At 65.3% G+C, this 21,888-nt stretch carries 19 protein-coding genes and 1 pseudogene; 9 read left to right on the plus strand and 11 right to left on the minus strand.

Features of this window, described 5'->3' with window-relative positions; all coding sequences use genetic code 11:
* Positions 1-160 precede the first annotated feature (160 nt).
* Positions 161-382: a dodecin gene (locus HAP41_RS07635; RefSeq protein WP_063985811.1), complete on the minus strand. Its 222-nt coding sequence runs from the start codon at positions 380-382 to the stop codon at positions 161-163.
* 146 nt (positions 383-528) lie between these two features.
* Here HAP41_RS07635 and HAP41_RS07640 point away from each other — a divergent pair, with 146 nt between their 5' ends.
* Entirely contained in the window at positions 529-1,410 is an 882-nt protein-coding gene (locus HAP41_RS07640) for a DMT family transporter (RefSeq protein ID WP_166103876.1), read from the plus strand.
* Between the two features lie 5 nt (positions 1,411-1,415).
* Here HAP41_RS07640 and HAP41_RS07645 read toward each other — a convergent pair whose 3' ends face one another.
* Positions 1,416-2,663, minus strand: coding sequence for a glycosyltransferase family 87 protein (locus HAP41_RS07645; RefSeq protein WP_166103873.1), 1,248 nt, complete (start codon positions 2,661-2,663; stop codon positions 1,416-1,418).
* 320 nt (positions 2,664-2,983) lie between these two features.
* On the opposite strand from HAP41_RS07645, the gene HAP41_RS07650 reads away from it, so the two are divergent.
* From HAP41_RS07650 to HAP41_RS07660, 3 genes are all read left to right on the plus strand, one after another.
* A complete protein-coding gene (locus HAP41_RS07650; RefSeq protein WP_166103870.1) occupies positions 2,984-3,985 on the plus strand; it encodes a glycoside hydrolase family 16 protein in 1,002 nt (333 codons plus the stop codon).
* Between the two features lie 2 nt (positions 3,986-3,987).
* A complete protein-coding gene (locus HAP41_RS07655; RefSeq protein WP_166103867.1) occupies positions 3,988-5,472 on the plus strand; it encodes a GH1 family beta-glucosidase in 1,485 nt (494 codons plus the stop codon).
* Between the two features lie 139 nt (positions 5,473-5,611).
* Positions 5,612-6,943 carry an FAD-dependent oxidoreductase gene (locus HAP41_RS07660; RefSeq protein WP_224580921.1) on the plus strand — a complete coding sequence of 444 codons (1,332 nt, stop codon included), beginning with the start codon at positions 5,612-5,614 and terminating at the stop codon, positions 6,941-6,943.
* 149 nt (positions 6,944-7,092) lie between these two features.
* Here the strand turns inward: HAP41_RS07660 and HAP41_RS07665 are convergent, their stop codons facing one another.
* The 7 genes and pseudogenes from HAP41_RS07665 to HAP41_RS07695 all read right to left on the minus strand — a co-directional run bounded on the left by HAP41_RS07665 (position 7,093) and on the right by HAP41_RS07695 (position 15,751).
* Positions 7,093-7,650, minus strand: a complete 558-nt coding sequence (locus HAP41_RS07665; protein WP_166103864.1) for an HNH endonuclease — start codon at positions 7,648-7,650, stop codon at positions 7,093-7,095.
* Between the two features lie 220 nt (positions 7,651-7,870).
* A complete protein-coding gene (locus HAP41_RS07670; RefSeq protein WP_166103861.1) occupies positions 7,871-8,848 on the minus strand; it encodes a peptidyl-alpha-hydroxyglycine alpha-amidating lyase family protein in 978 nt (325 codons plus the stop codon).
* 129 nt (positions 8,849-8,977) lie between these two features.
* Complete coding sequence (locus tag HAP41_RS07675; RefSeq protein ID WP_166103858.1) at positions 8,978-10,753, minus strand: flavin-containing monooxygenase; 1,776 nt, start codon at positions 10,751-10,753, stop codon at positions 8,978-8,980.
* A gap of 77 nt (positions 10,754-10,830) precedes the next feature.
* Positions 10,831-11,916 (minus strand): DUF2855 family protein, encoded by a 1,086-nt coding sequence (locus HAP41_RS07680; RefSeq protein WP_166103855.1) that lies wholly within the window; start codon positions 11,914-11,916, stop codon positions 10,831-10,833.
* 98 nt (positions 11,917-12,014) lie between these two features.
* On the minus strand, positions 12,015-13,541 hold the full coding sequence (locus HAP41_RS07685; RefSeq protein ID WP_166103852.1) for an acyl-CoA synthetase: 1,527 nt from the start codon (positions 13,539-13,541) through the stop codon (positions 12,015-12,017).
* A 10-nt stretch (positions 13,542-13,551) separates the two neighbouring features.
* Positions 13,552-14,725: pseudogene (locus tag HAP41_RS07690) on the minus strand (ABC transporter substrate-binding protein).
* Between the two features lie 51 nt (positions 14,726-14,776).
* On the minus strand, positions 14,777-15,751 hold the full coding sequence (locus tag HAP41_RS07695; protein ID WP_166103846.1) for an NAD(P)H-dependent flavin oxidoreductase: 975 nt from the start codon (positions 15,749-15,751) through the stop codon (positions 14,777-14,779).
* Positions 15,752-15,930: 179 nt separating this feature from the next.
* On the opposite strand from HAP41_RS07695, the gene HAP41_RS07700 reads away from it, so the two are divergent.
* The gene (locus HAP41_RS07700; protein WP_166106148.1) at positions 15,931-16,818 is read left to right on the plus strand and encodes a LysR family transcriptional regulator; all 888 of its coding nucleotides are present in this window, start codon (positions 15,931-15,933) and stop codon (positions 16,816-16,818) included.
* Here the strand turns inward: HAP41_RS07700 and HAP41_RS07705 are convergent.
* Positions 16,815-17,468, minus strand: coding sequence for a DNA-3-methyladenine glycosylase family protein (locus tag HAP41_RS07705; RefSeq protein WP_063985797.1), 654 nt, complete (start codon positions 17,466-17,468; stop codon positions 16,815-16,817). The genes HAP41_RS07700 and HAP41_RS07705 overlap by 4 nt on opposite strands.
* A gap of 224 nt (positions 17,469-17,692) precedes the next feature.
* Between HAP41_RS07705 and gluQRS the strand changes: the two genes are divergently transcribed.
* On the plus strand, positions 17,693-18,565 hold the full coding sequence (gene gluQRS / locus HAP41_RS07710) for a tRNA glutamyl-Q(34) synthetase GluQRS (protein WP_166103842.1): 873 nt from the start codon (positions 17,693-17,695) through the stop codon (positions 18,563-18,565).
* A gap of 103 nt (positions 18,566-18,668) precedes the next feature.
* The gene (locus tag HAP41_RS07715; RefSeq protein WP_166103840.1) at positions 18,669-19,943 is read left to right on the plus strand and encodes an ATP-binding protein; all 1,275 of its coding nucleotides are present in this window, start codon (positions 18,669-18,671) and stop codon (positions 19,941-19,943) included.
* On the opposite strand, the gene HAP41_RS07720 is transcribed toward HAP41_RS07715, so the two are convergent.
* Positions 19,870-20,763, minus strand: a complete 894-nt coding sequence (locus HAP41_RS07720) for a YihY/virulence factor BrkB family protein (RefSeq protein ID WP_166103836.1) — start codon at positions 20,761-20,763, stop codon at positions 19,870-19,872. The genes HAP41_RS07715 and HAP41_RS07720 overlap by 74 nt on opposite strands.
* A gap of 241 nt (positions 20,764-21,004) precedes the next feature.
* Here HAP41_RS07720 and HAP41_RS07725 point away from each other — a divergent pair, with 241 nt between their 5' ends.
* The gene (locus HAP41_RS07725) at positions 21,005-21,199 is read left to right on the plus strand and encodes a twin transmembrane helix small protein (RefSeq protein WP_166103834.1); all 195 of its coding nucleotides are present in this window, start codon (positions 21,005-21,007) and stop codon (positions 21,197-21,199) included.
* A gap of 2 nt (positions 21,200-21,201) precedes the next feature.
* Entirely contained in the window at positions 21,202-21,774 is a 573-nt protein-coding gene (locus HAP41_RS07730) for a cob(I)yrinic acid a,c-diamide adenosyltransferase (protein ID WP_014491644.1), read from the plus strand.
* The last annotated feature ends 114 nt before the right edge of the window (positions 21,775-21,888 follow it).

The raw sequence follows: 21,888 nt of genomic DNA on the forward strand, positions 1-21,888 counted from the left end.
GCAAACCTCTCACTTTGGTCTTAACGGCCTGTTGCAACTTCCGCGATGATTTTGCGCGTCCGTAGTCAGCCAGAGGAGATCGTCGATATTTTGATCGACTCTCATCGTCGGATGTTAACCACGCCGCCGCGGCATGATGTTTCGCGCGGCGTCTGCCGCGTCAGTCCATCAGCGTGAAGCCGACGCGCAGCGTCACCTGGTAGTGGCGGACGGCGCCATTCTCGATGTGACCGCGTGTCTGCACCACCTCGAACCATTTCATTTCGCGAACGGTCTTGGCGGCGCGGCTGATCGCATTCTTGATCGCATCCTCGATGGAGGTCTCGGATGATCCGACCAGCTCCAGGATCTTGTAGACGTGATCCGTCTCGGCTGTGGGCATGGTACGTCTCCCTCGTTTGCGCTGCGGCACCACCGCCACCCGCTCCCATTTGAACGGGTACCGGCGTTCCCGGTTCCATCGTCCGCCATGGCCCGCATGCGCCAGCCGAGGTGGAGTGCGTCGCACCCGCCTGCTAAGCGCTGTCCATGGATTCGGCGCGGCGCGACAGGACGATCGGCTCTCTCTGCCTCGGTGTGACCGCGTTCGGCTGGGCGCTGAACTGGCCATTGATGAAGCTGCTGCTCCAGCAATGGCCGCCGCTGTTCGCGCGCGGGCTGGCCGGCGTCTGCGCCTCGCTCATTCTCGGCGCGCTGGCACTGAGTCGGAAGGAATCCTTCGCCGTTCCGCGCGAGGCGATTCCGCGGCTGTTGTTTGCGACCCTCACCAACGTCCTTGCCTGGATGGGGCTCGGCACGGTCGCGATGAATTATGTGACCGTGAGCGAAGGGGCTCTGCTCGCCTATACGATGCCGATCTGGGCCATGCTGTTCGCCTGGCCGGTGCTGGGTACGCGGCCGACCATGCGGGATATTTTGGGTCTCGTCCTCGGTGTCGCCGGCGTCGCGCTGCTCCTCGGCGGCAACGGCTTTGCGTTCGGCGCCGACAAGCTGCTCGGAATTGCGCTCGCGCTGCTCTGCGCCATCCTGTTCGCGCTCGGCAATGTGCTCAACCGCAAGCCGCTGCCGATGCCGCCGCTGGTGGTCGTCGCCTGGCAGGTTGGGCTAGGCTGCGCCACGATGCTGATCCTCGGCATCCTGTTCGAGCATCCCGACATCACCGCGATCACCCCGCTGGGACTCGGCTGCTTCGTCTATATGACGCTGGTGCCGATGGGCGTCTGTTACGTCACCTGGTTCGAGACGTTGCGCCGCCTGCCGCCGACCTCGGCCTCGACCGGCATGCTGATCGTCCCCGTGATCGGCGTCGTCTCCGCCGCGGTCATCCTGGGCGAGCCGCTGGGCCTGCGCGAATGGGCGGCGATGGCGCTCACGCTCGGCGGCGTGACGCTGGCGTTGCAGCGGGCGTAGAGGCGTTATTCCGCGGCCTGCGACAGGATGGGCGCCGGCTGCGTCCCGCGCCACAGCAGCCGCAGCAGCAGGACCAGGAGCGCCATCAGGGCGAAGCCGCCCAGGGCGGGCGCGAAATGTTGATCGGGATCGGCCTTCTGCCCGAATTGCACCGCGAGCCGCCCCGCCTGCAACAGCCCATAGGCTCCGGCGAACAGGATCAGCCCGTATATGACGCTCCGCTCGCGCGGGCTCGCCATCCTGGCGAGATCGGGCAGCATCAGGGCCAGACCGATCCCGACCATCGGCAGATCGTAATCATACGCATAGGGGCTGATCATCACGGATACCATCACGGCGGCGCCGAGCGTGAAGGCCGGTGAAGCGCCCCGCGCCGCACCGAGAAGGACGGTGAGCAAGGCCAGCCCGGCAACGGCCGTCTGTCCCCAGAAGGCGGCGCTTGCGGGAAGGCCGGCCTTGTACAGCGCCGCATAGGTCGAGATCATGCGGAAGAGTGGGTAGAAGCCCTGCTCGAGATAGCCCGCCGATTCCCTGATCGCTCCGAGCCACGCGAACCAGATCTGCCACCCGAAGAGGAGCGTGCAGAGCAGTGAGCTCGCCAATACGACGGCCGCGGCCGTTCCGAGCGCAATCCAGCGCCGCGTCACCAGCAGATAGACGCCGGCGGCAATCGCCAGGTGCGGCTTGATCACCATGGCGCCGAGTGCGAGGCCGGCCAACAGCTGCCGCCGCTCCACGTTGAGGCAGACCAGCCCGATCAGCGCCCCCGTCAGAAAGCCGTTCTGCCCGCAGCCGATGGTGATCGCCATTGCCGGAAACAGGATCACCAGCACCTGCGCGAAATTCCGGCCGGCGATCGCCCGGAGCGTCACGAGATAAAGTGCGAGCGTCGCGGCGGTGAACAGGAGATAGCCGATGCCGACCGGCAGGAATGCGAACGGCGCGACCAGGAGGTCGTATTGCGGCGGATAGGTCCAGGGCATGAAGCCGGTGGCGCCGCCGGCGGCCTCCATCTGCATCTTCAGCAGGGCGTCGAAATGATAGACCTGGTCGAGATCGCCGCGCCAGACGTGCTGCGCGACGATGTGGAAGGCATCGAAATCGGCGAGCTCGCGATCCGTCCAGCCGCCGAAGCGTGCGAACCAGAAGGCCTTGAACACGGCGATCGACGCCAGCGCCGCCAGCACGAAGCGGACATAGGCAGTCCGCTTCGACGGCGAGGACTGAACCGCTTCCAGCGTCTCGGCAAACATGAGCGACGACCTTGGACCTGATGGATCGGCGGTTGGACGGGCAGGGCCGCGGATCCCGGCCAAACTGCCATCGGAGGCTTAAGGGACGGTAACGAATGCGGAAGGATTTGGCGCCCGCGCCTCTCTGGCGGAGCTGGGCGCGCGGAACTGGCCCGGTTAACCGCCGATCTTGCGCCCGGGATGACGCGATTTCCGGCCGACCTGAATGCGATGTCGAGATGACCTTTTCGAAATCGCCCGCCCGCACAGATGGCCGTGCTTGCCCGCTCGAAGACAGGCGAGCTAACCTCCGTACATCCTGCCAAGTTCGATGTGCGGTGATGATCGACAATTGGACGAAGGGCGCTCTGGTTGCGATCGGCCTGTCTGCCGTGCCCGCGCCGGGCGTCGCGCAGGACGATCTCGATGCTGCGCCCGGCACGATGACGCTGCAAGTGACCACCGATCCCTCCATGATCGAGTGCCGGAAGCTTGAGACGGCCAATCCCGCCTTGCTCGCGTTCCTGCCGCTGCGCCGGACTTTCAACGATGACTTTGACGAGCATCCGCTTGCGACAGGTCGCTGGGTGCCGCATTACGCCGGCGGTGCAGCGTGGCCGGAAGCGCGCTATTGGGGCGGTGACGGCTCCGACTTCAAGCGCAAGACCAGCGCCAATGGCGAGCAGCAGATCTATGTCGATCCGCGCTATTCGGGGCGAGCGGGGACGCCGCTTGGGCTAGATCCGTTCAAGGTGAAGGACGGCGTGCTCTCGATCGTCGCCAGCCGCACGCCGCCGGAACTGAAGTCCGTTCTGTTCAACAACGAGTACATCTCGGGAATCCTGACCACGCAGGGCACATTCGCGCAGAAGCACGGCTATTTCGAAATCCGCGCCAAGGTGCCGGTCGGCCATGCGGTCTGGCCGGCGTTCTGGATGCTGGCGGACGACGGCGGCTGGCCGCCGGAGGTCGACGTGCTGGAAGGCCGCGGCGAGCGGCCCGGCGATCTCGTCATGACGACGCATTGGCGGATTCCGTCGACCCAGAAGATCCAGTCCTGCGGCTTCGACTATGCGGTCGGTGATGCCTCCAGCGTGTTCCACAATTATGGTGTGCTGTGGGAGGAGGATCGCCTGGTCTATTTCATCGACCGCAAGCCGGTCTCCGACATCAAGGTGCCGATCGGCTTCGACGATCCCATGTACATGATCGTCAATCTCGCGATCGGATCGAAATTCTTTCTCGGCGTCGGTCCGGTCGATGCGGAATCGCCGCCCACCGTCGCATTCGAGATCGACCGGATTTCCGCCTATCAGATCGATATGGAGCAAGCCCGGAGATAGCGATGTCAGCTGATGTCTCGCGGCGCGATCTTGCGAAGCTTGCGGGGCTCGCCGCGCTTGGTGCAGCGGCGGGTGCCAGGGCTGCGGATAACAAGGCTGCAGATAATGAGACGCCCGCACCGGCCGATCGCCACGCGCCCGCGCTCTTTCCCAAGGACTTTTTGTGGGGCACGGCGACCTCGTCCTACCAGATCGAGGGCGCCATCGACGAGGACGGCCGCGGCAAATCGATCTGGGACATTTTCAGCCACACGCCCGGCAAGATCGAGGACGGCTCGACCGGCGACCGCGCCAACGAGCACTATCACCGCTACAAGGACGACGTCGCGCTGATTAGGGCGCTCGGGGTCAAGGCCTACCGCTTCTCGATTGCGTGGCCGCGGGTGTTTCCGGATGGATCGGGCCAGCCCAATCCGAAGGGGCTCGATTTCTACAACCGGCTCGTCGACGAGTTGCTCGCGAACGGCATCGAGCCCTATGCGACGCTCTATCATTGGGACCTGCCGCAGGCGCTCCAGGATCGCGTCGGCGGCTGGCAGTCGAGCGACACGTCGCAGGCTTTTGCAGATTACTCCGCCTATGTCGCCGCGCGCCTGACCGATCGCGTCAAAACCATCTTCACCGTGAACGAGGTCGGGCGCTTCGTGAATTTCGGTTATGGCTGGGGCATCGATGCGCCCGGCCTCAAGCTGCCGCTGCAGCAGCTCAACCAGGCCCGGCACCACGTCGCGCTGGCGCATGGCCTCGCCGTGCAGGCGATCCGCGCGTCGGGCCGCGCCGGCACCCGCGTCGGTGCCGCCGAAAACATCGCGGCCTGCGTGCCCGCGATCGCGACGCCGGAAAATATCCGCGCCGCCGAGATAGCAACGCGGGAGCTCAATGCCGGCTTTCTCGGCGTGGTGCTGGAGGGCAAGTACACCGACGGCTTCCTCGCCTATGCCGGCGCGGATGCGCCGAAATTCACCCCTGACGAGTTGAAGATCATCGGCACGCCGAACGATTTCGTCGGGCTCAACATCTACGCGCCGCAATACTACGTCACGGCCTCCGATCGCGCGTCGGGCTTCCGCGTGCTGCCGTTCCCAACCTCGTTCCCGCACATGAACTCGGAATGGCTGCGGGTCGGCCCTGAGGTGATCTACTGGGCCCCGCGTCTCGCCGCAAAAATCTGGAACATCGAGACCATCTATATCAGCGAGAACGGCACCTCGTCCGAGGACAAGATTTCCGCCGACGGCCAGGTCTACGATCTCGACCGCATCATGTTCCTGCGCAATTACCTGACCCAGATGCAGCGTGCGATCGCCGAGGGCGTGCCGATTCGCGGCTATTTCCTGTGGAGCCTGATGGACAATTTCGAGTGGATCTACGGCTACGGCAAGCGCTTCGGCCTCTACCGGGTCGACTTCGAGACCCAAGCGCGCGTGCCGAAGCTGAGCGCGGCGTTCTATCGCGACGTGGTGATGCGGAATGCGATCGGGGTGTGAGCTGGACGCCTAGCCCCCGCTACTCTCCTGACCCACAATAGACCCGCGCCACGGCGCCGTTCGTTTCTCCTTGAAGCGCGCATCGCGGCCGCTCCGTTGCAATCGAAACAAAGATCCCGCGATTGGAAACATTCCCGTAGTGCGGTCCACGCACAGAAAGGTGGTGAATCGAACCAAAGGAATAAGTATGAGCCGTCATTTTGGGCAACGCGCGGTTGTCATCGGAGCGGGGATTGGAGGATTGTCTGCCGCCGGTGCGCTTTCTTCCGCCTTCCAGGAAGTCGTCATTCTCGAACGCGATGTCCTGCCGGCTTCGATCATGTCCCGCGCCGGCGTTCCCCAGGATCGGCATCCGCATCTTCTTCTGGCCGGTGGGCTGCAGGCCCTCGACTCCCTTTTCCCGGGTTTCGCGCAGGATCTTGCCGCCGCCGGTGCAGTTCCCGTGAATGTCTTCAAGGACGTCCAGTACGAGCGGCCAGATGTCGGCGCGCTGCCAAGGCGCGACTGCGGGACGTCGCTGCTGTGTGGCTCGCGGCCGCTGATCGAGCATACGCTGCGCCGAAAGGTGACTGCGATCGCCAATGTCAAAGTGCAATCGCAGGGCCGCGTGACGGAGATTGTGCCGGCTGCAACCCGGCCGATGGTGAAGTTCGAGAACGACGCAGGCGTTGGTGCGGCGATCGAGGCGGATCTCGTGGTGGACGCATCCGGCCGCGGCGCGCCGACGCTCGGCCTGCTCGATGTGCTTGGCTGGGAGCGGCCGCAGGAGACCGTCGTGGGCGTCGACATCAGCTACACCACCGCGGTTCTGCGGCCGGGGCGAACCTCGTTCGACTGGCAAAATCTGGTCACCTTGCCCGATCCCGCCACGTCGGCGACAGCCGGCTTGATCATTCCTCTCGAAGGCGGGCGCTGGTTTACATCGATCTCCCATCACGGCGCGACGAATCGCCCCGGCACGTGGGAGGACTATCTTGCGGCTGCGCGCCAATTGAAGACGCCGGCGATCTACAACGCAGTCTACAAGCTCTTGCCACCCGGAGGCCTCCGGCATTTCGTGTTTGACGCGAGCCGCTGGCGGCATTTTGAACGGCTCAAGCGGCTGCCGCGCGGGATTCTCCCCGTGGCGGACTCGCTGTGCCGGTTCAATCCGGTCTACGGGCAGGGCATGACGGTCGCCGCGCGAGAGGCAAAGTTGCTGCGCGAGATCCTGGATCGCGTCGCCGGGGAGGCGGACCCGATCGAGGCCCTCCAGGCTGGGTTCATGTCCGAAGTGGGCGCGCTGCTTCAGGCACCCTGGAACATGGGCGTGAACGCTGACTTCGCCTATCCAACCACACGGGGCCAGCGCCCGGAGCGGTACGAGGAAAGCCGGCAGTTCGAGGCGGCTCTATTCCGGGCCGTCGTTCCGATCCGGTGGTTCAGCGCGCGTTCTCGGATGTCGTGCAACTCGTCGAGCCGTTCGACCTGATCAATTCGCCCGATATCCGCCAACGAATCGAGGCTCATTCGCTGGCGCAGAATGCGTGACGTTCGATGAAACGAACCGAGGACCCGACGGGTCCTCGATCTTTCGATTTCAGCACGTCGCACGAACGGCCGAGCGCGAACCGCGTCGCCCTACGGATCCAGCTCCGTATCCCAGTAGAGATAGTCCAGCCAGCTATCGTGCAGATAGTTCGGCGGAAACAGGCGGCCGTTGCGGTGGAGCTGGTGCACGGTCGGCGCAAACGCGCTCTGGCGCGGAAACATTTTTGCCTGCGCCGGCGTCAGATTGCCCTTGCGCAGATTGCAGGGCGAGCATGCCGCGACCACGTTCTCCCAGGTGGTCTGGCCGCCTTTGCTGCGCGGGACGATGTGGTCGAAGGTGAGGTCTTCGGGCGAGCCGCAATATTGGCAGACGAAACGATCGCGCAGGAAGACGTTGAACCGGGTGAACGCGGGATGCGTGGTCGGCTTGACAAAGGATTTGAGCGAGACAACGCTCGGCAGCTGCATTTGCAGCGTGGGACTGTGAACCGCCTGATCGTAATGCGCGACGATGTTGACGCGGTCGAGGAACACTGCCTTGATCGCGTCCTGCCACGACCAGAGAGACAGCGGGTAGTAACTCAGCGGCCGGAAGTCCGCATTCAGCACCAACACCGGCCAACTGCCTTGCGAGACATGTGCGTTCAAGTAACGCTCCCGGCCTCCAATATACGCTGCGAAGCAGCATGTACTGACATACTACATGCAGCGTGACGGGATTGTGAAGCCCGTTGAGCGACTTATTCAGATGCAAGCAATGCGGCGGCGGGGTGGCAAAGCGCTCAAAACCGCCGTGATTTGGGGGGCGCGAACGACGCCGGGGGAGGCAGGGTCGATCCGACAGCGCGTCGCGGCCTCGCCCGCCCAACTATTCCCGCACCCGCTCCAGCTTCTGCAAGCACCGCGTCGCGCGCACCACGGCCGGCATCTCCTGGTCCGGAAAACTCGTCTTCCAGTCGGTGACGCCGACCTCGCCGACATAGATGTCGCCCTTCGAATCCAGCGCGATGCCGTGCGGAGCCAGGAATTTTCCGCTGGCGACACCCGGCCCTTCCTCACCGCCGAGCCGCGCGATGCGTTTGCCTTGCGCGTCCACGATCGAAAGCCGCGGGCCGAGATTGGGCACCTTGCGGTTGACGGCGAGGCCCGGGCCGAGCTCGCCGATTACGAATGTCGGGCTCTTGCCGCCGCCACAGCAGCACAGCGCGCAGGGCCGGTGCAGGTTGTTCCACTGCGTCTCGTACTTGCCCTCGCCATCGAACACCTGCACGCGGTGGTTCTCGCGGTCGGCGACATAGACAAAACCGTCGGCGTCGGCGGCGATGTTGTGCACGATGTTGAACTGGCCGGGGTCGGTGCCGGGCTCGCCCCAGCTCTTGAGCAGCTTGCCGTCCGGCGTGAACTTGTGCACGCGCGCGTTGCCATAGCCGTCGGAGACGTAGATCTCGCCCTTCGGCGATAGCGCGGTGTGGGTGCAGCGATGGAACGGCTCGCCGCTCATGAACGGCGACGGCTTTTCGGGGATGCCGATCGTCAACAGCACCTTGCCGTCGGTGGTGCATTTGCGCACCGTGTGGTCGCCGTCATCGGTGCAGTAGAGATGGTCGTCGGCATCGATGTGCAGGCCGTGCGCGCGCGAGAACAGCCCTTCACCCCAGCTCCGGAGGAAATTGCCCTCGCGATCCAGCACCACCATCGGATGGGCCCCGCGGTTGAAGACGTAGACGCGGTCCTTGCTGTCGACGGCGACCGAGGCGACGTCGGTCAGCGTCCAGCCGTCGGGCAGCTTCGCGAAATTTTCGACGACGCGGTAGCGGTGCTCGCCGGTGCCGAGAATGGCTGGCATTTGTTTTTCCTCTTCTTCGTTTCAGCGGCGCGATCGTCTCTACACTGTCATTGCGAGCGCAGCGAGGCAATCCAGGCTGTCTTCGCGGAAAGATCCTGGATTGCCTCGCTGCGCTCGCAATGACGAGGCTTAAGCGGCGCCCGCCTCACGCCCCAAAATCCCTTCCTCGATCGCCTTGATCTGCAGCGCGAGATATTTCGAGTTGATCCGGCACTGCGCGAGGCTGCCGGCGATGAACCAGAGGCCGGGCTGCCCGGTGCGCGCATACATGTTGCGCAGCTCCAGGCCATCGCCAAAGCCCCAGACCGGGCCGACGCGGTCGGCGACGCCGTCGCCGAACAGTTTTCGCACCAGATATCCCTGCGGCTTGTAACCGGTGGAGAGCACGATGAGGTCGGCCGCGATCATCGAGCCGTCCTTCATCCGAGCGCCGTTGGCCGTGAAGCTCTCGATATCCTCAAACTGCCTGAGCCCGATCGCGCCCTCGACGATCAGGTTGGAGCAGCCGACATTGAAATAATAGCCACCACCGCGGGTGAGGTATTTGAACTGCCAGCCGGTGCCGGCCTCGCCGAAGTCGAGCTTGAATCCGACTTTGCGCAGGCCGTCGAGCAGCTCCTTGTCGAGCTCCTTCGACTGCTCGGTCAGCATCACATGGGTTTTCTTCGCGAGCGGCGTCGGCATCGAGGTCGCGATCAGGTCGTTATCCTCGAGCGTGCCCTCGTTGTAGGTCGCATAGGCGAGCTGGGCCGACGGCTCGATATTGGTGACCAGCGTCGGCGAGCGCTGCACCAGTGTCACCTCGGCGCCGCTGGAGCAGAGATCCTGCGCGATGTCATGGCCGCTGTTGCCGGTGCCGATCACGATGGCGCGCTTGCCGGTCCAGTTCTCGCCGTCCTCGTAGCGGCTGGAATGCAGCAGCGTGCCTTTGAAATTGGCGAGGGTCGGAATATCAGGCACGTTGGCGATGCCGCTGACGCCGGTCGCCATCACCACATGGCGCGGCTGCATGGTGCGCTTGCTTCCGTCGGCGCGCCGCAGCGTAACGGTCCAGCAGCCCTTCGCGTCGTCATAGCTGCCGCCCTCGAACTCGGCGCCGGTCCAGAAATCCAGCTCCATCGCGTCGACATAGGCTTCGAACCAGTTGGCGAGCTTGTCCTTCGGGATGTAGGTCGGCCAGTTCGGCGGGAACGGCATGTAGGGCAAATGATTGACCTGCACCTGGTTATGCAGGGTCAGCGCGTGATAGCGCTTGCGCCAATTATCGCCGATCCGCGTCTCGCGATCGACGATCAGCGTGTCGATCTTCAATTGCTTCAGCCGTGCTGCAATCGCAAGGCCGGCCTGGCCGCCCCCGACCACCAGCACGGCAGGATCGCGATCGGCGTAGTCGCGCGCTGCGTTACGCAAATCGAGCCAGTTCGGCCCGCGGAAATCGCGTGAATAGGCCTGCCCCCGCGGCCGCGACGTTCCGAGCTGCTCCTCGAAGCCTTTGAGCTCATCGAGCGTGGTGAGCAGCGTCCACGCCTTCAGCCGGTCGCCATCGGCGGTATCGGGCACGAGCCGAACGATGCCGCTGCCGCGACCGATCACGGTCTCGAAATTGAAGATGACCTCGATATTGCTGGTGCCGGCGCGCGTGACCCAGCGCGGCGCCGCGCGGTTGGGCGCGATCGTGAAGCTGGTTGGCGCCGCCGGTGGCGCGAGCGCCCTCAACGCTTGGGCAATCCGGTCGTGGCCCGCAATCGTCTGCAGGTTCCAGCTCAGCGCCAGCACATCGCGCCAAAAACTGTCGGCGAGGAAGAGATGGTCCAGTGTGGCCGGATCGGGCTTGCCGAGCGAGCGCTCGAACTCATCGAGCCAGGCTTGCGCCGAGACAGAAATATCCTTCGTCTTGTCCAGCATGCGCGACCTCGTGGCCGTCTTCGCGGCGTTTCCTCTGAGGTTGACGCTATACCGGTTCGACGGGCCTCGAAAGCGGTTTACCCGAGCAGCGAGAGCATGTGGCCCTGCTCAGGCGGAATACGCCCTTTCAGCGTATCGAGAAACACCTGCCGCACCGCGTCGGGGCCGCGGCTCTCGACCACGGTCAGGCTTCGCTCCAGCAGCGGCGCAAAGCCGGACCATGCCGCGCCAAAGCGCTGCTCGATGCCGCCCGGGCCCCATTCCTTGGCGCGCTTGCGGATCTGGTCGGGCGCGAAGAACCAGCGCGGCTTTGCACCGGGCAGCTCGCCTTCGTCGGGCTCGGTGGCGCGATGCGTCAATCCGACGCGTACGGAGCATTTCATCCGGTCGCCGAAGTGCTGATGCAATCCGGCGCGCAGCGCGCTGTTGCCGGCCATGTCAACGAAGGCGACCGGCGCATCCGATGGCAGCGACGCAACGCGGTCATAGGTGACGACCTCGTCATAGCAACCGAGCGACGCGACAAAGTCGACATTGCCGGTGGACGTCAGCCCGATCACCTTGCGGCCGCGGGTGTGCAGCAGATGGGCGAGGCCGAACGCGGTCTTGCTCGAGGCGCTCGACAGCAGCACGGTGCGTGCGCCGAAATCGTCGTTCTCGGCCAGAAAGTCGTCGACCAGGAACGACAGCATGAACAGCGGCCGCAGCAGCGCCTGGTAATCGCCGTTCCGGCCGACGTAAGCGGGATCGCCGCTGACGCGTGCATAGGCATTGTAGACCGGTGCCACGCCCTGCCGGTGTGCGGCACCGTCGCGCAGGCCGCGCTTGCTCACGTCGGTCGCCTCGATGACGAGATGCGTCGCCATCGGGAAGTAGCCGAACAGGCGCTCGCCCACGGCGATGTTCGGGTGCCTGGACGCGACCACCTCGCCAAAGCCCCATACCGGAATGTTGCCGAAACCGTTCGGCGCGGGAAAGAGCTGCCAGTATTTCAACTCGTCGCCCATCACCGCATAGGTGATGTTGTTGGCGGTGAAGGCGAAGCGGTCGACCTTCACGAGCAGGGCGTCAGGCGGCAGCGCATCCGCGCCGGGAAGCTCGGTCGTGACCACCTTGCACTGGTCGAGGTCATTTTTCGCAACGACGAAGTCGATCGATGTCATGGCTTTGATCCCGGCTTTGTCCGCGCCGGCATTTCATCGTTCACCCATGATCCTTTTGCAACAGCAACATAGTTTAAAACGCCGTTCGCAGCCGTTCGTTACGCGCCGGCGCGCGCGTGGCCCGCCCAATAGGGCTCCCGCAGCTTGCGCTTGAAGATCTTTCCCGTCGCCTCGCGCGGCAGCGCGTCGCGGAATTCGACGTCCTTCGGCACCTTGAAATTGGCGAGCCGCTCGCGCAGGAACGACTGGACCGCGGCGGACGAGAGCGCTGCGCCCGGCTCCGGCTCGACATAGGTGCAGAGCCGCTCGCCAAATTCGGCGTCGGGAATGCCGAACACCGCGCAATCGCGCACGCCGGGCATTCCGATCAGCGCATTCTCGATCTCGGCGGGATAGATGTTGACGCCGCCGGAGATCACCATGTCGCGCTTGCGGTCGCATAGGAACAGATAGCCGTCCTCGTCGAGATAGCCGACGTCGCCGACGCTGACGAGCCCGTCGCGGCCGGCCTCGGCGCGCGCTTCGGCCTTGCCGTGATAGTCGAAATCCGGCACCGAGGTTTGCCGCATGTAGATTTCGCCGACCTCGCCAGCGCCGCAGAGGCTGCCGTCCTCCCGGAAGATCTTGACGATGCCGCCTTCGATGGCGCGGCCGACCGTGCCGGGCTTCTTCAGCGCCTCCGCCGCGGAGTGCCACACCGGAATCCCGGTCTCGGTCGAGCCGAAATATTCGTTGATGACGCCTCCCCACCAATCGATCATCGCCTTCTTCACGTCGGGCGGGCAGGGCGCCGCGCCATGAACGACGAAGCGCAGCGAGGACAAGTCGTAACGCCGCTTCATTTCGTCGGGCAGCCGCAGCAGGCGCACGAACATCGTCGGAACCATATGCATGTGCGTGACGCGATGGCGCTCAATCAGTTGCAGCAGGTCTTCGGGATCGAAGCGCGGTTCCAGCACGATGGTGCAGCCACTGCGATAGGCCAGCATGCCGTAGGAGTGCGGAGCGGAATGGTACATCGGGCCGTTCATCAGCACGACCTGATCCTCGTTCGGCTTGATGCCATAGGCGATCGCTCCGACGCGCTCGGAGGCCGCGACCTGCTCGGGGCGCATCGGCATGCGCCGCACCCCCTTCGGCATGCCCGTCGTGCCCGACGTGTAGAACATCGGCGCGCTGCGACGTGGCGGCTGGGTGAGTTCCGCCTGGCCGTCACGCCATTTGTCCCAATCGGTCAATCCGTCCGGCACCTTTGTGAGTGCAGCGGGGATGTCGAACGCGCCGGCGATCTCCGGCGGCGTCGGCATGACCATCAGCGCCAGTCCCTCCGGCAGGCCGTCGCGAATCTGCGGCAGCAGATCGGCACGGCAGATCAAAATGTCGGCGCCGCTGTCGGCCAGGATATAGCGGACTTCGGCGGCCTTCAGGTGCCAGTTGATCGGCACCACCGGTCGGCCGAGCGCGGCGGAAGCCGCGACGACCTCGAACAGGGCGAAGTCATTGCGCAGCATCATGGCGACCGGCGTGCCCTCGCGCCCGCCGAGCGCGCTGATCCCGCCTGCGGCCCGTCTGATCCGCGCATGGAGTTCTGGATAATCGATCCGGCGCTCGCCGCTGATGATCATGGGACGTCCTCTACCGGTCATCGAGAATGCCGCCGAACGGCACCCAGCTCTTGCCGTTGAAGCGGCGGAGCTGAAGCTGCTGGAACGGCAGATAGTCGTCCGGACCGGTCGATACGCTCATTCCGGGCAACAGCAGTGGCAGTCACCTCTTTCAGCGACGCGGCCTGCTTCAAGATGTTGTCGCGGCTGACATCGTCCTTGCAGGCGCTCAGCACCGTCATCAGCAGCGTGGCATAGTGATAGCCCGCGGCGTAGTTGGAGTTCGAGAGATCCGCGGTCGGCATGTATTGCTTCATGAAGGCGAAATAGGACTTCACGCCGGGATCGTCGGCCCATTGCGGGTCCATCGTGTCCTTCTGGTTGCTCGACGAGATCAGCCCGACCGCATTGTCCAGCCCCGCCGGCTCCAGGAACGAGATGGAGGAGGCCGAGGTCGGCACGAACAACAGCTCCGGCTTCCAGCCGATCTCGGCTACGCCCTTGACCATCTGCGAGGTGAACTTGCCGAGCACGACGCCGAACAGCACGTTGGCGCCTGACGCCTTCAGCGTCGAGAGCTGCGAGCTGATCGTCGGCGCGCTGGACTCGTAGCTCGCCTCCGCGATGATCATGCCGGCGGCCTTGGGCCCGAGCGCGCGCTTGAAGCCCGCGACATAGTCGCGGCCGAAATCGTCGTTCTGGGACAGGATCGCGATCTTCGCGTCGGGCTTGGCCTGCAAGATATACTTGGCATAGACGACGCCCTCGGATTCGTAGGCCGCCATGCCCGGCATCGTCCAGGGATTCTTCTGCGGATCGGCCCATTTGGTGGCGCCCGAGAGCACGAACAGCTGTGGCACCTTCTTGGCGTTGAGGTAACGCTGCACGGCGCTGTTGGTGGCGGTGCCGAGCGAGCCGAACATCATCAGCACCTCGTCCTGCTCCACCAGCTTGCGGGTCTGCTCGACCGTCTTCGGCGGCGAGTAGGCGTCGTCCAGCGTGATGAACTTGACCTTGCGGCCGTTGATGCCGCCCTCCGCGTTGACCTTCTCGAAGAACGCCTCCTGGGTCCGTCCGATCGCGCCGAACCCGGATGCCGGACCGCTATAGGGCAGCGTCTGTCCGATCCGGATCTCGTCCGCACCGGCGCTGCCGGCGGCAAGCGTCAGCAACGACAGGCCTGTCAGCGCGGCTGTCAGCTTCATGATGTCCTCCCGTTTGTCTTTTCAGTCCAATTTTCTTGTCGGACCAAGCCGTCAGGCTCTGGCGCGCATCAGGAAATCCTGCCGGGCCTGATCGAATTCGCCCTTCATCCGGTCGACCAGCTCGGCCACCGGCGGCGCATCCAGGATCTGGCCGATGCCCTGGCCCGATCCCCAGATGTCGCGCCACGCCTTGGATTTCATGTTGCCGCCGGAGCCGAAATTCATCTTCGTCTTGTCGGCAACCGGGAGATTGTCCGGATCGAGCCCGGCGGCCGCGATCGAGGGGCCGAGATAGTTGCCGTGCACGCCGGTGAACAGGTTGGTGTAGACGATGTCGTGCGCGGCGTGCTGCGTCAGCGCGGACTTGTAGGCTTCGTCGGCATTGGCTTCCTTCGTCGCGATGAAGCGCGTGCCCATATAGGCGAGGTCGGCGCCCAACGTCAGCGCGGAGGCAATGCCAAAACCGTCGCTGATCGCGCCCGACAGCAGGATCGCGCCGTCGAACCATTGCTTGACCTCGCGCACCAGCGCGAAAGGCGACAGCACGCCGGCATGCCCACCCGCGCCGGCGCAGACCAGGATCAGGCCGTCGACGCCCTGCTCGGCAGCCTTGCGCGCATGCTTGACGTTGATGACATCGTGGAACACCAGCCCGCCATAGGAGTGCGCGGCCTCGACGATCTCGGCGGGCGGCCGCAGCGAGGTGATGATGATGGGCGCCCTGTGCTTCACACAGGTTTCCATGTCCTTCATCAAGCGGTCGTTGGAGGCATGGCAGATCTGGTTGACGGCGTAGGGCGCGACCTTCTTGCCGGGATTGCGCGATTTGTATTCGCCGAGCTCGTCCTCGATGCGGCTCAGCCACTCGTCGAGCTTTTCCACCGGACGGGCGTTGAGCGCCGGAAACGAGCCGACGACACCGGCCTTGCATTGGGCGATCACCAGCTCCGGCCCGGAGACGATGAAAAGGGGCGAGCCGACCACGGGCAGCTCCAGATTGTTCTTGAGCAGAGCGGGCAGTGCCATCCGATCCTCCTGACGACGCGCATCAACGGCCTGCTGGCCGGGGGTGAGCGCTTCCATGTCGATTGTCGCGCCGGCGGGGTGTCCGCCGCTGGCGTGTTTGACCCCACTATAGGGTTGGACGGCGGGCGGGGATCGTTCAATATTGAACAAGCGGATATTCAGATTTGTACGGAGCCGACGTGGATTGGGATCTCTGCAAGACCTTCGTTGCGGTCGCCGACACCGGCAGCTTCACTGCGGCGGCAAAGCGCCTTCACGCCAGCCATCCGACCGTCAGCCGCAAGATCGCGGCGCTGGAGGCGCAGCTTGGCACCAAGCTCCTGGCGCGTGCCGCCGATGGCTTCGTGCTCACCGCCGATGGACGTACGCTGCGAGAGCATGCCGAGGCGATGGCGGCTGCCGCGCTCCGCGCCGAAGCCGCCGTTGGCGCCGGCGGGCGCAAGGCGCGCGGCACGGTCAAGCTGTCGATCGGCGCGACGCTGGCCTCGCACTGGCTGATGCCGCGGCTGCGCTCTTTTCTCGGCGCACATGATCACATCCGGCTCGAGATCATCACCCATCCGTTTCCGGCCAGCGTGCGGCGGCGGGAGGCCGACGTCGTGCTGCGACCGGTCGATAGCGGCGAGGAAAATCTGGTCGGTCGCAGGGTTGGCCGCCTCGGCACCGGCTTCTATGCCTCGCGCGACTATGCCACGGGCCGGTCCTTGCCGGAGCGGAGCGGCGAGTGGAAGGGGCACAGCGTCATCGGCTTTGCCGATCAGGATTCGAACGCGCAGCTGGCGCGCTGGAGCGATGCGATCACCCGGCAAGGCACCATGGTGATGCGCTGCTCGTCGCAGGGCGACATGCTGGCGGCGGTGCGCGCCGGAATCGGCATCTCCGCGCTGTCCTGCTTCGTCGCGGAAAGCTATCCGGACCTGGTGCGCGTCGCGCCGCAGAAACTCGTCAGCGTCGCCGATCTCTGGCTGCTCGCCCATCCCGATCTGGTCGAGTTGTCTGCGGTGCGCGCCGTCATCGATTTCGTCGCGGAATGCGCCCGTGCCGATCGCGAGCGGCTGCGGGGCTAGGGCTGGTTGCTGATCACACCTTCGCGCTTCTTGATCACGCGATAATAGCTCCACCACAGATGCGCGGCTGCTCCGCGCAGCGGCCGCCAGGGTTCGGCGAGCGGCGCCATCTGCTTCTCCGTCGGCCGCGCCTGAAGGCCCAGGCCAACTTTGATCCCCTCCTGCACGGCGATGTCGCCGGCCGGCCAGGCATCGCCGTGCCCGAGGCAGAACAGCAGGTAGACGTCGGCCGTCCATGGCCCGATGCCGGGCAGCGCGATCAGCGTATGGTGCGCGGCCTCGGCGTCTTCCTCGGCGAGCACGTCGAGGTTCAGCCGCTGCGCATTGATCTCGCGCGCGAGATGTTTCAGCGTCTTGATCTTGGCGGCGGACAGGCCGAGCCGTCCCAGCCGGTCGGTGCGGGCGCGGCTCACGGCCTCATGGTCGAACGGATCGAACGCGGCCGACAGCCGCCCCCAGATCGCTGCGGCGCTCGCGGTCGAAAGCTGCTGCCCGCAAACGATGTGGGCGAGCCCCGTAAAACCCGGCTCACGCCGCCGCAAGGCGGGCATGCCGGCGATCTCGAGCACGGGCTTGAGGCGCGGGTCGCGCTTGATCAGCGCGTGGACGGCGTCTTCGAGATCGGACTGGGTTTCGAGGTGGATGGTCATTTGGGTCGGCAAACTCTCTCCGGCGTCATGGCCGGGCTTGACCCGGCCATCCACGTCTCTCTAACCACACGACATGTCTAGCATGGGTGACAGTGTTCGTATCTGTCCACGACTTGACACGATCGCTGTATCGCACCGAAGAACGTGGATGGCCGGGACATAGGCGAGCGGAAGCGACGCCGTCCCTTCGGACGGCTATGCCCGGCCATGACGAGTTTCACCGCATGGCGCCACCCGTTTTCCGTTTTGCCCCCAGTCCGAATGGCCTCTTGCATCTCGGCCACGCCTATTCGGCGCTGCTCAATTTCGACCGCGCGCGCGAGACCGGCGGGCGGCTGTTGCTGCGGATCGAGGACATCGACGCGACGCGCTGCCGGCCGGAATATGAGACGGCGATCTACGACGACCTCGCCTGGCTCGGCATCGCCTGGGAAACGCCGGTGCGGCGGCAGTCGGAGCATCTCGCGGTTTATCGCGCCGCGCTCGAGAAACTCTCGGCGCTTGGTCTCGTCTATCCCGCGTTCGAAAGTCGCGCGGAGATCGCCAGGCTCGTGGTCGCGCGCGAGGCCGCCGGGCCATGGCCTCGCGATCCCGATGGCGCACCGCTTTATCCGGGTGACGCCAGATCGCTGTCGGCCGGCGAGCGCGACCGGCTCATTGCATCTGGCGTGCCTTACGCGCTGCGGCTCGACATGGCGGCCGCCTGCCGACGCGTTGCCGGCCTGAGGTGGACTGAGCTGGGCGTGGGCCCCGACGGCGAGCATGGTACCGTCCCCGCGCGGCCCGAGGCTTGGGGCGACGTCATCCTGGCCCGCAAGGAGACGCCGACCAGCTACCATTTGTCCGTCGTCGTCGACGACGCGCTTCAGGGCATCAGCGAGGTCGTGCGCGGGCAGGACCTGTTTCACGCCACCTCGGTTCACCGCCTCCTCCAGGTCCTGCTCGATCTGACGGAACCCGCCTATCGCCACCACGCCCTGATTCTGGACGAGGCGGGCCGGAAGTTGTCGAAATCGGACCGCTCGACCGGCCTGCGCGAGCTGCGCGCTGCCGGCGCCACGCCCGCCGGCGTCCGCCGGTTGGTGGGATTAGGTTAAGTTTCTCTGGGGGTTAGCAAAACGCCGCCGTGACTCCGGGGGTTCCGCCGTGCGATGCTGGCTTGAGAGCCTGGGGATCGAAGGGGACCCTTCGAAGGGATTCATGGCGGCGAAAACGCGCTCAGCGCGCACCACGCGAACGTCCAGGCGACCGCCTCGGAAGCGGTCCGGGGCGACCGGCCGGTTGCGCAAGCGCAGCGCCAAGGCCGTGGCGCCGGACGTGGTCCAGGCCGCACTCGCCGCCTTCGCCCATGAGGTCCGTACCCCCCTGACCGGTATTCTCGCGATCAGCGACCTGCTCGCCACCTCCGATCTCGGCGAGCGCGAGCGGCGCTGGGCCGACACCATCAAGGCCGGTGCCGAGCATCTGGCGAGCCTTGCCACCCTGTTCGTCGATGCCGCCAGGACCGGCAAGGGGGCGGGCAAGGGTGGAAGTGCCTTGCGGCAGGATTTGTTCGATCTGCGTGCGCTCGCCCGCAGCGCCGGCGATTCGCTCGCCGGACGCGCCGCGGCCAAGGGCCTCCAGGCCCAGGTCGATATCTCCGAGAAGCTTCCGGGGCTGGTGGTCGGCGATTCCGTCCGCCTGCGCGCCGCGCTCGAGAACCTGATCGACAATGCCGTCAAGTTCACCGAGCAGGGCGGTGTCGCGCTCGCGGTCGCGCCTTGGCGTCCCGCCAAAGGCAAGGCCAGAGACAAGGCGAAGGGCAAGGTCGGCGTCGCCTTCGCGGTGTCCGACAGCGGCATCGGCCTGACCATGGCCGAGATCAAGCGGCTGTTCCGCCCCTTCACCCAGGCCAATGTCACCATCGCCTCGCGCTTCGGCGGCGCCGGCTTGGGCCTTTCCTCGGTCAAGCAACTGGCGCGCGCGATGGGCGGGGACATCACGGTCGCACCGCGGCGCGGCGGCGGAGCCACCTTCACGTTGACGATGTCGCTCGACGCGACGGAATCGCGCAAGTCCCGCAAGTCGAAGGGCGAAGCCGAGGCGGATGCGATGGCCGCGCTGCGCGTGCTCAGCGTCGAGGACAGTCCGTTCGGCCGCGTCGTGCTCAACACCATCCTGACCGAGCTTGGCCACCATGCCGAGTTCATCGGGCGCGGCGAGGACGCGGTGAACCGGCTCGCGCAGGGCGCGTTCGATGCGGTGCTGATGGACATGGTGCTGCCTGGCATCGACGGCGTCGAGGCCATCAGGCGGATCCGGACCATGCCGGCGCCGCTGGCTCAGATCCCCATCATCGGCGTGTCCGGCCGCGGCGAGGACGAGGCGGCCTCGCGCGAGGCCGGCGCCGACGCCTTCCTGGTCAAGCCTGTGTCTCCGCGCGCTTTAGCGACTGCGCTGCTTGAAGCGAAACGCCGTGAGGAAGCCGCGACTTGATGATCGCGGCGTTGAGCTCGCCGCCATAGACGAAGATCGCGGCGATGAAATACAGGAACACCAGCGCGATGATCACCGAGGCGAGCCCCGCATACATCGTCACGTAGTTGTTGGCGAAGCGCGCCAGATATTGGCCGAACACGATGCCCGAGATCAGCGACGCCACGATGGTGAAGACGATGCCGGGCAGGATCTGGAGGAAGGCGCGCCGTCCCGCCGGCAGCCAGGCATGCAGGATGATCAGCGCCACCACCAGCGCACCCACGGTGATGCCGTAGCGCAGCCAGGTGAGGATGCTCTCGTTGGACTCGACGAACAGCGGGATATGGCGCCGCGCCGCCTCGATGAAGAGCGGGCCAAGCACGATCAGGAACGCCATCGCGAGCGCGGTGAAGGCCGCGACCAGCGTGTAGCCGATCGATTCAAGGCGCAGCCAGTACCAGCGCCGCATCTCCACCACCGCATAGGCGCGGTTCAGCGCGACGCGGAGCGCCTCGACGCCGTTGGAGGCGAAATACACCGACAGCGCTGCGCCGATCGTCAGCACGCCGGTGCGGGTCGTGGTCAAAACGTCGTGGACTTCCCCCGAGATCGAATCGGCGACCTGCTTCGGCCAGACCTGAAGCATCAGGCTTGCGGCCTGATCGGCAAGTTCCTTGGAGCCGAAGAAGCCGGCGAGCGAGGTCAGCACGATCAGGAACGGGAACAGCGCCATCAGCGTCGACAGCGCGATATGGCTCGCGATCGCCCAGCCGTCGTCGGCGAGGAAGGTGTAGAAGGCGTCTTCCACGACGACGTAGATGGTGCGGATTGCCCTCACGCGCCCACCTACACGACAGATGCCGCTCGCTCGCCCCGTGCGCGGGGAGAGGCGAAAAAGCCGGGCAATTGGCGCAGACCAGAAATCATCGCACTACCATCTGATATTATTGACCTAAAAGCCAGATCGCGAAGCGCCCCCGTCGTCATTCCGGGCTCGATGCTTCGCATCGCCCCGGAATGACGGCGGCGGCTGCCGCGGCACCATGGCGCATCCGCAAGCACGGTGTTATCTACCCCAAATGGCATCTCTCCTGAGTACTTTCATCCTGCCGGTAGCGGCCGGCGCCGTGGCGGTGGTGCTGCTGCTCGGTCTCGCCAACATGATGCGCGGCGGCTCGCCAAACACCTCGCAGAAGCTGATGCGCTGGCGCGTGCTGCTTCAGTTCGTGGCGATCGTGATTGCCATGCTCGCAGTCTGGGCGATGGGGCGTTAAAAATGGTCACGCTGAATCGCATCTATACGAAGACCGGTGACGACGGCACGACGGCGCTCGGAACGGGTGAGCGCCGTCCGAAATATGATCTGCGCATCGAAGCCTATGGCACCGTGGACGAGACCAATGCCGCGATCGGCGTTGTCAGGCTTCACACCCATGACATGCCCGAGTTCGACGCGATGCTCGGCCGCATCCAGAACGATCTGTTCGACCTCGGCGCGGACCTCGCAGTGCCCGAGCGTGAAGGCAAGGCCGAGCGGCTGCGGGTGGTGGCAAGCCAGGTCGAGCGGCTCGAGCGCGACATCGACGCGCTCAACGACAAGCTGGCGCCGCTCACCTCCTTCGTGCTGCCGGGCGGCACGCCGGCCGCCGCCTACCTCCACGTTGCCCGTACGATTTGCCGCAGGGCGGAACGCGTGATGGTGGAACTGGCGGCCCGGCCCGGCGAGCCCGTGGGCGCCGCTGGCATCCAGTATATGAACCGCCTGTCCGACTTCCTGTTCGTCGCCAGCCGTGCCGCCAACCATAACGGCGCCGGCGACGTGCTCTGGGTTCCGGGCCAGAATCGCTGACCCATTGAGGTCGATATTTCTAAGGTCTAAAATTTGGCCCTGTCGCGCGTTGACCGGGCCGGATCAGGCCTTTAGGTTCCGCGCCAGTTGATAACCCCCCTCCCAAATTGAGTG

The sequence above is a fragment of the Bradyrhizobium barranii subsp. apii genome (assembly GCF_011516635.5).
Lineage (GTDB): Bacteria > Pseudomonadota > Alphaproteobacteria > Rhizobiales > Xanthobacteraceae > Bradyrhizobium > Bradyrhizobium barranii.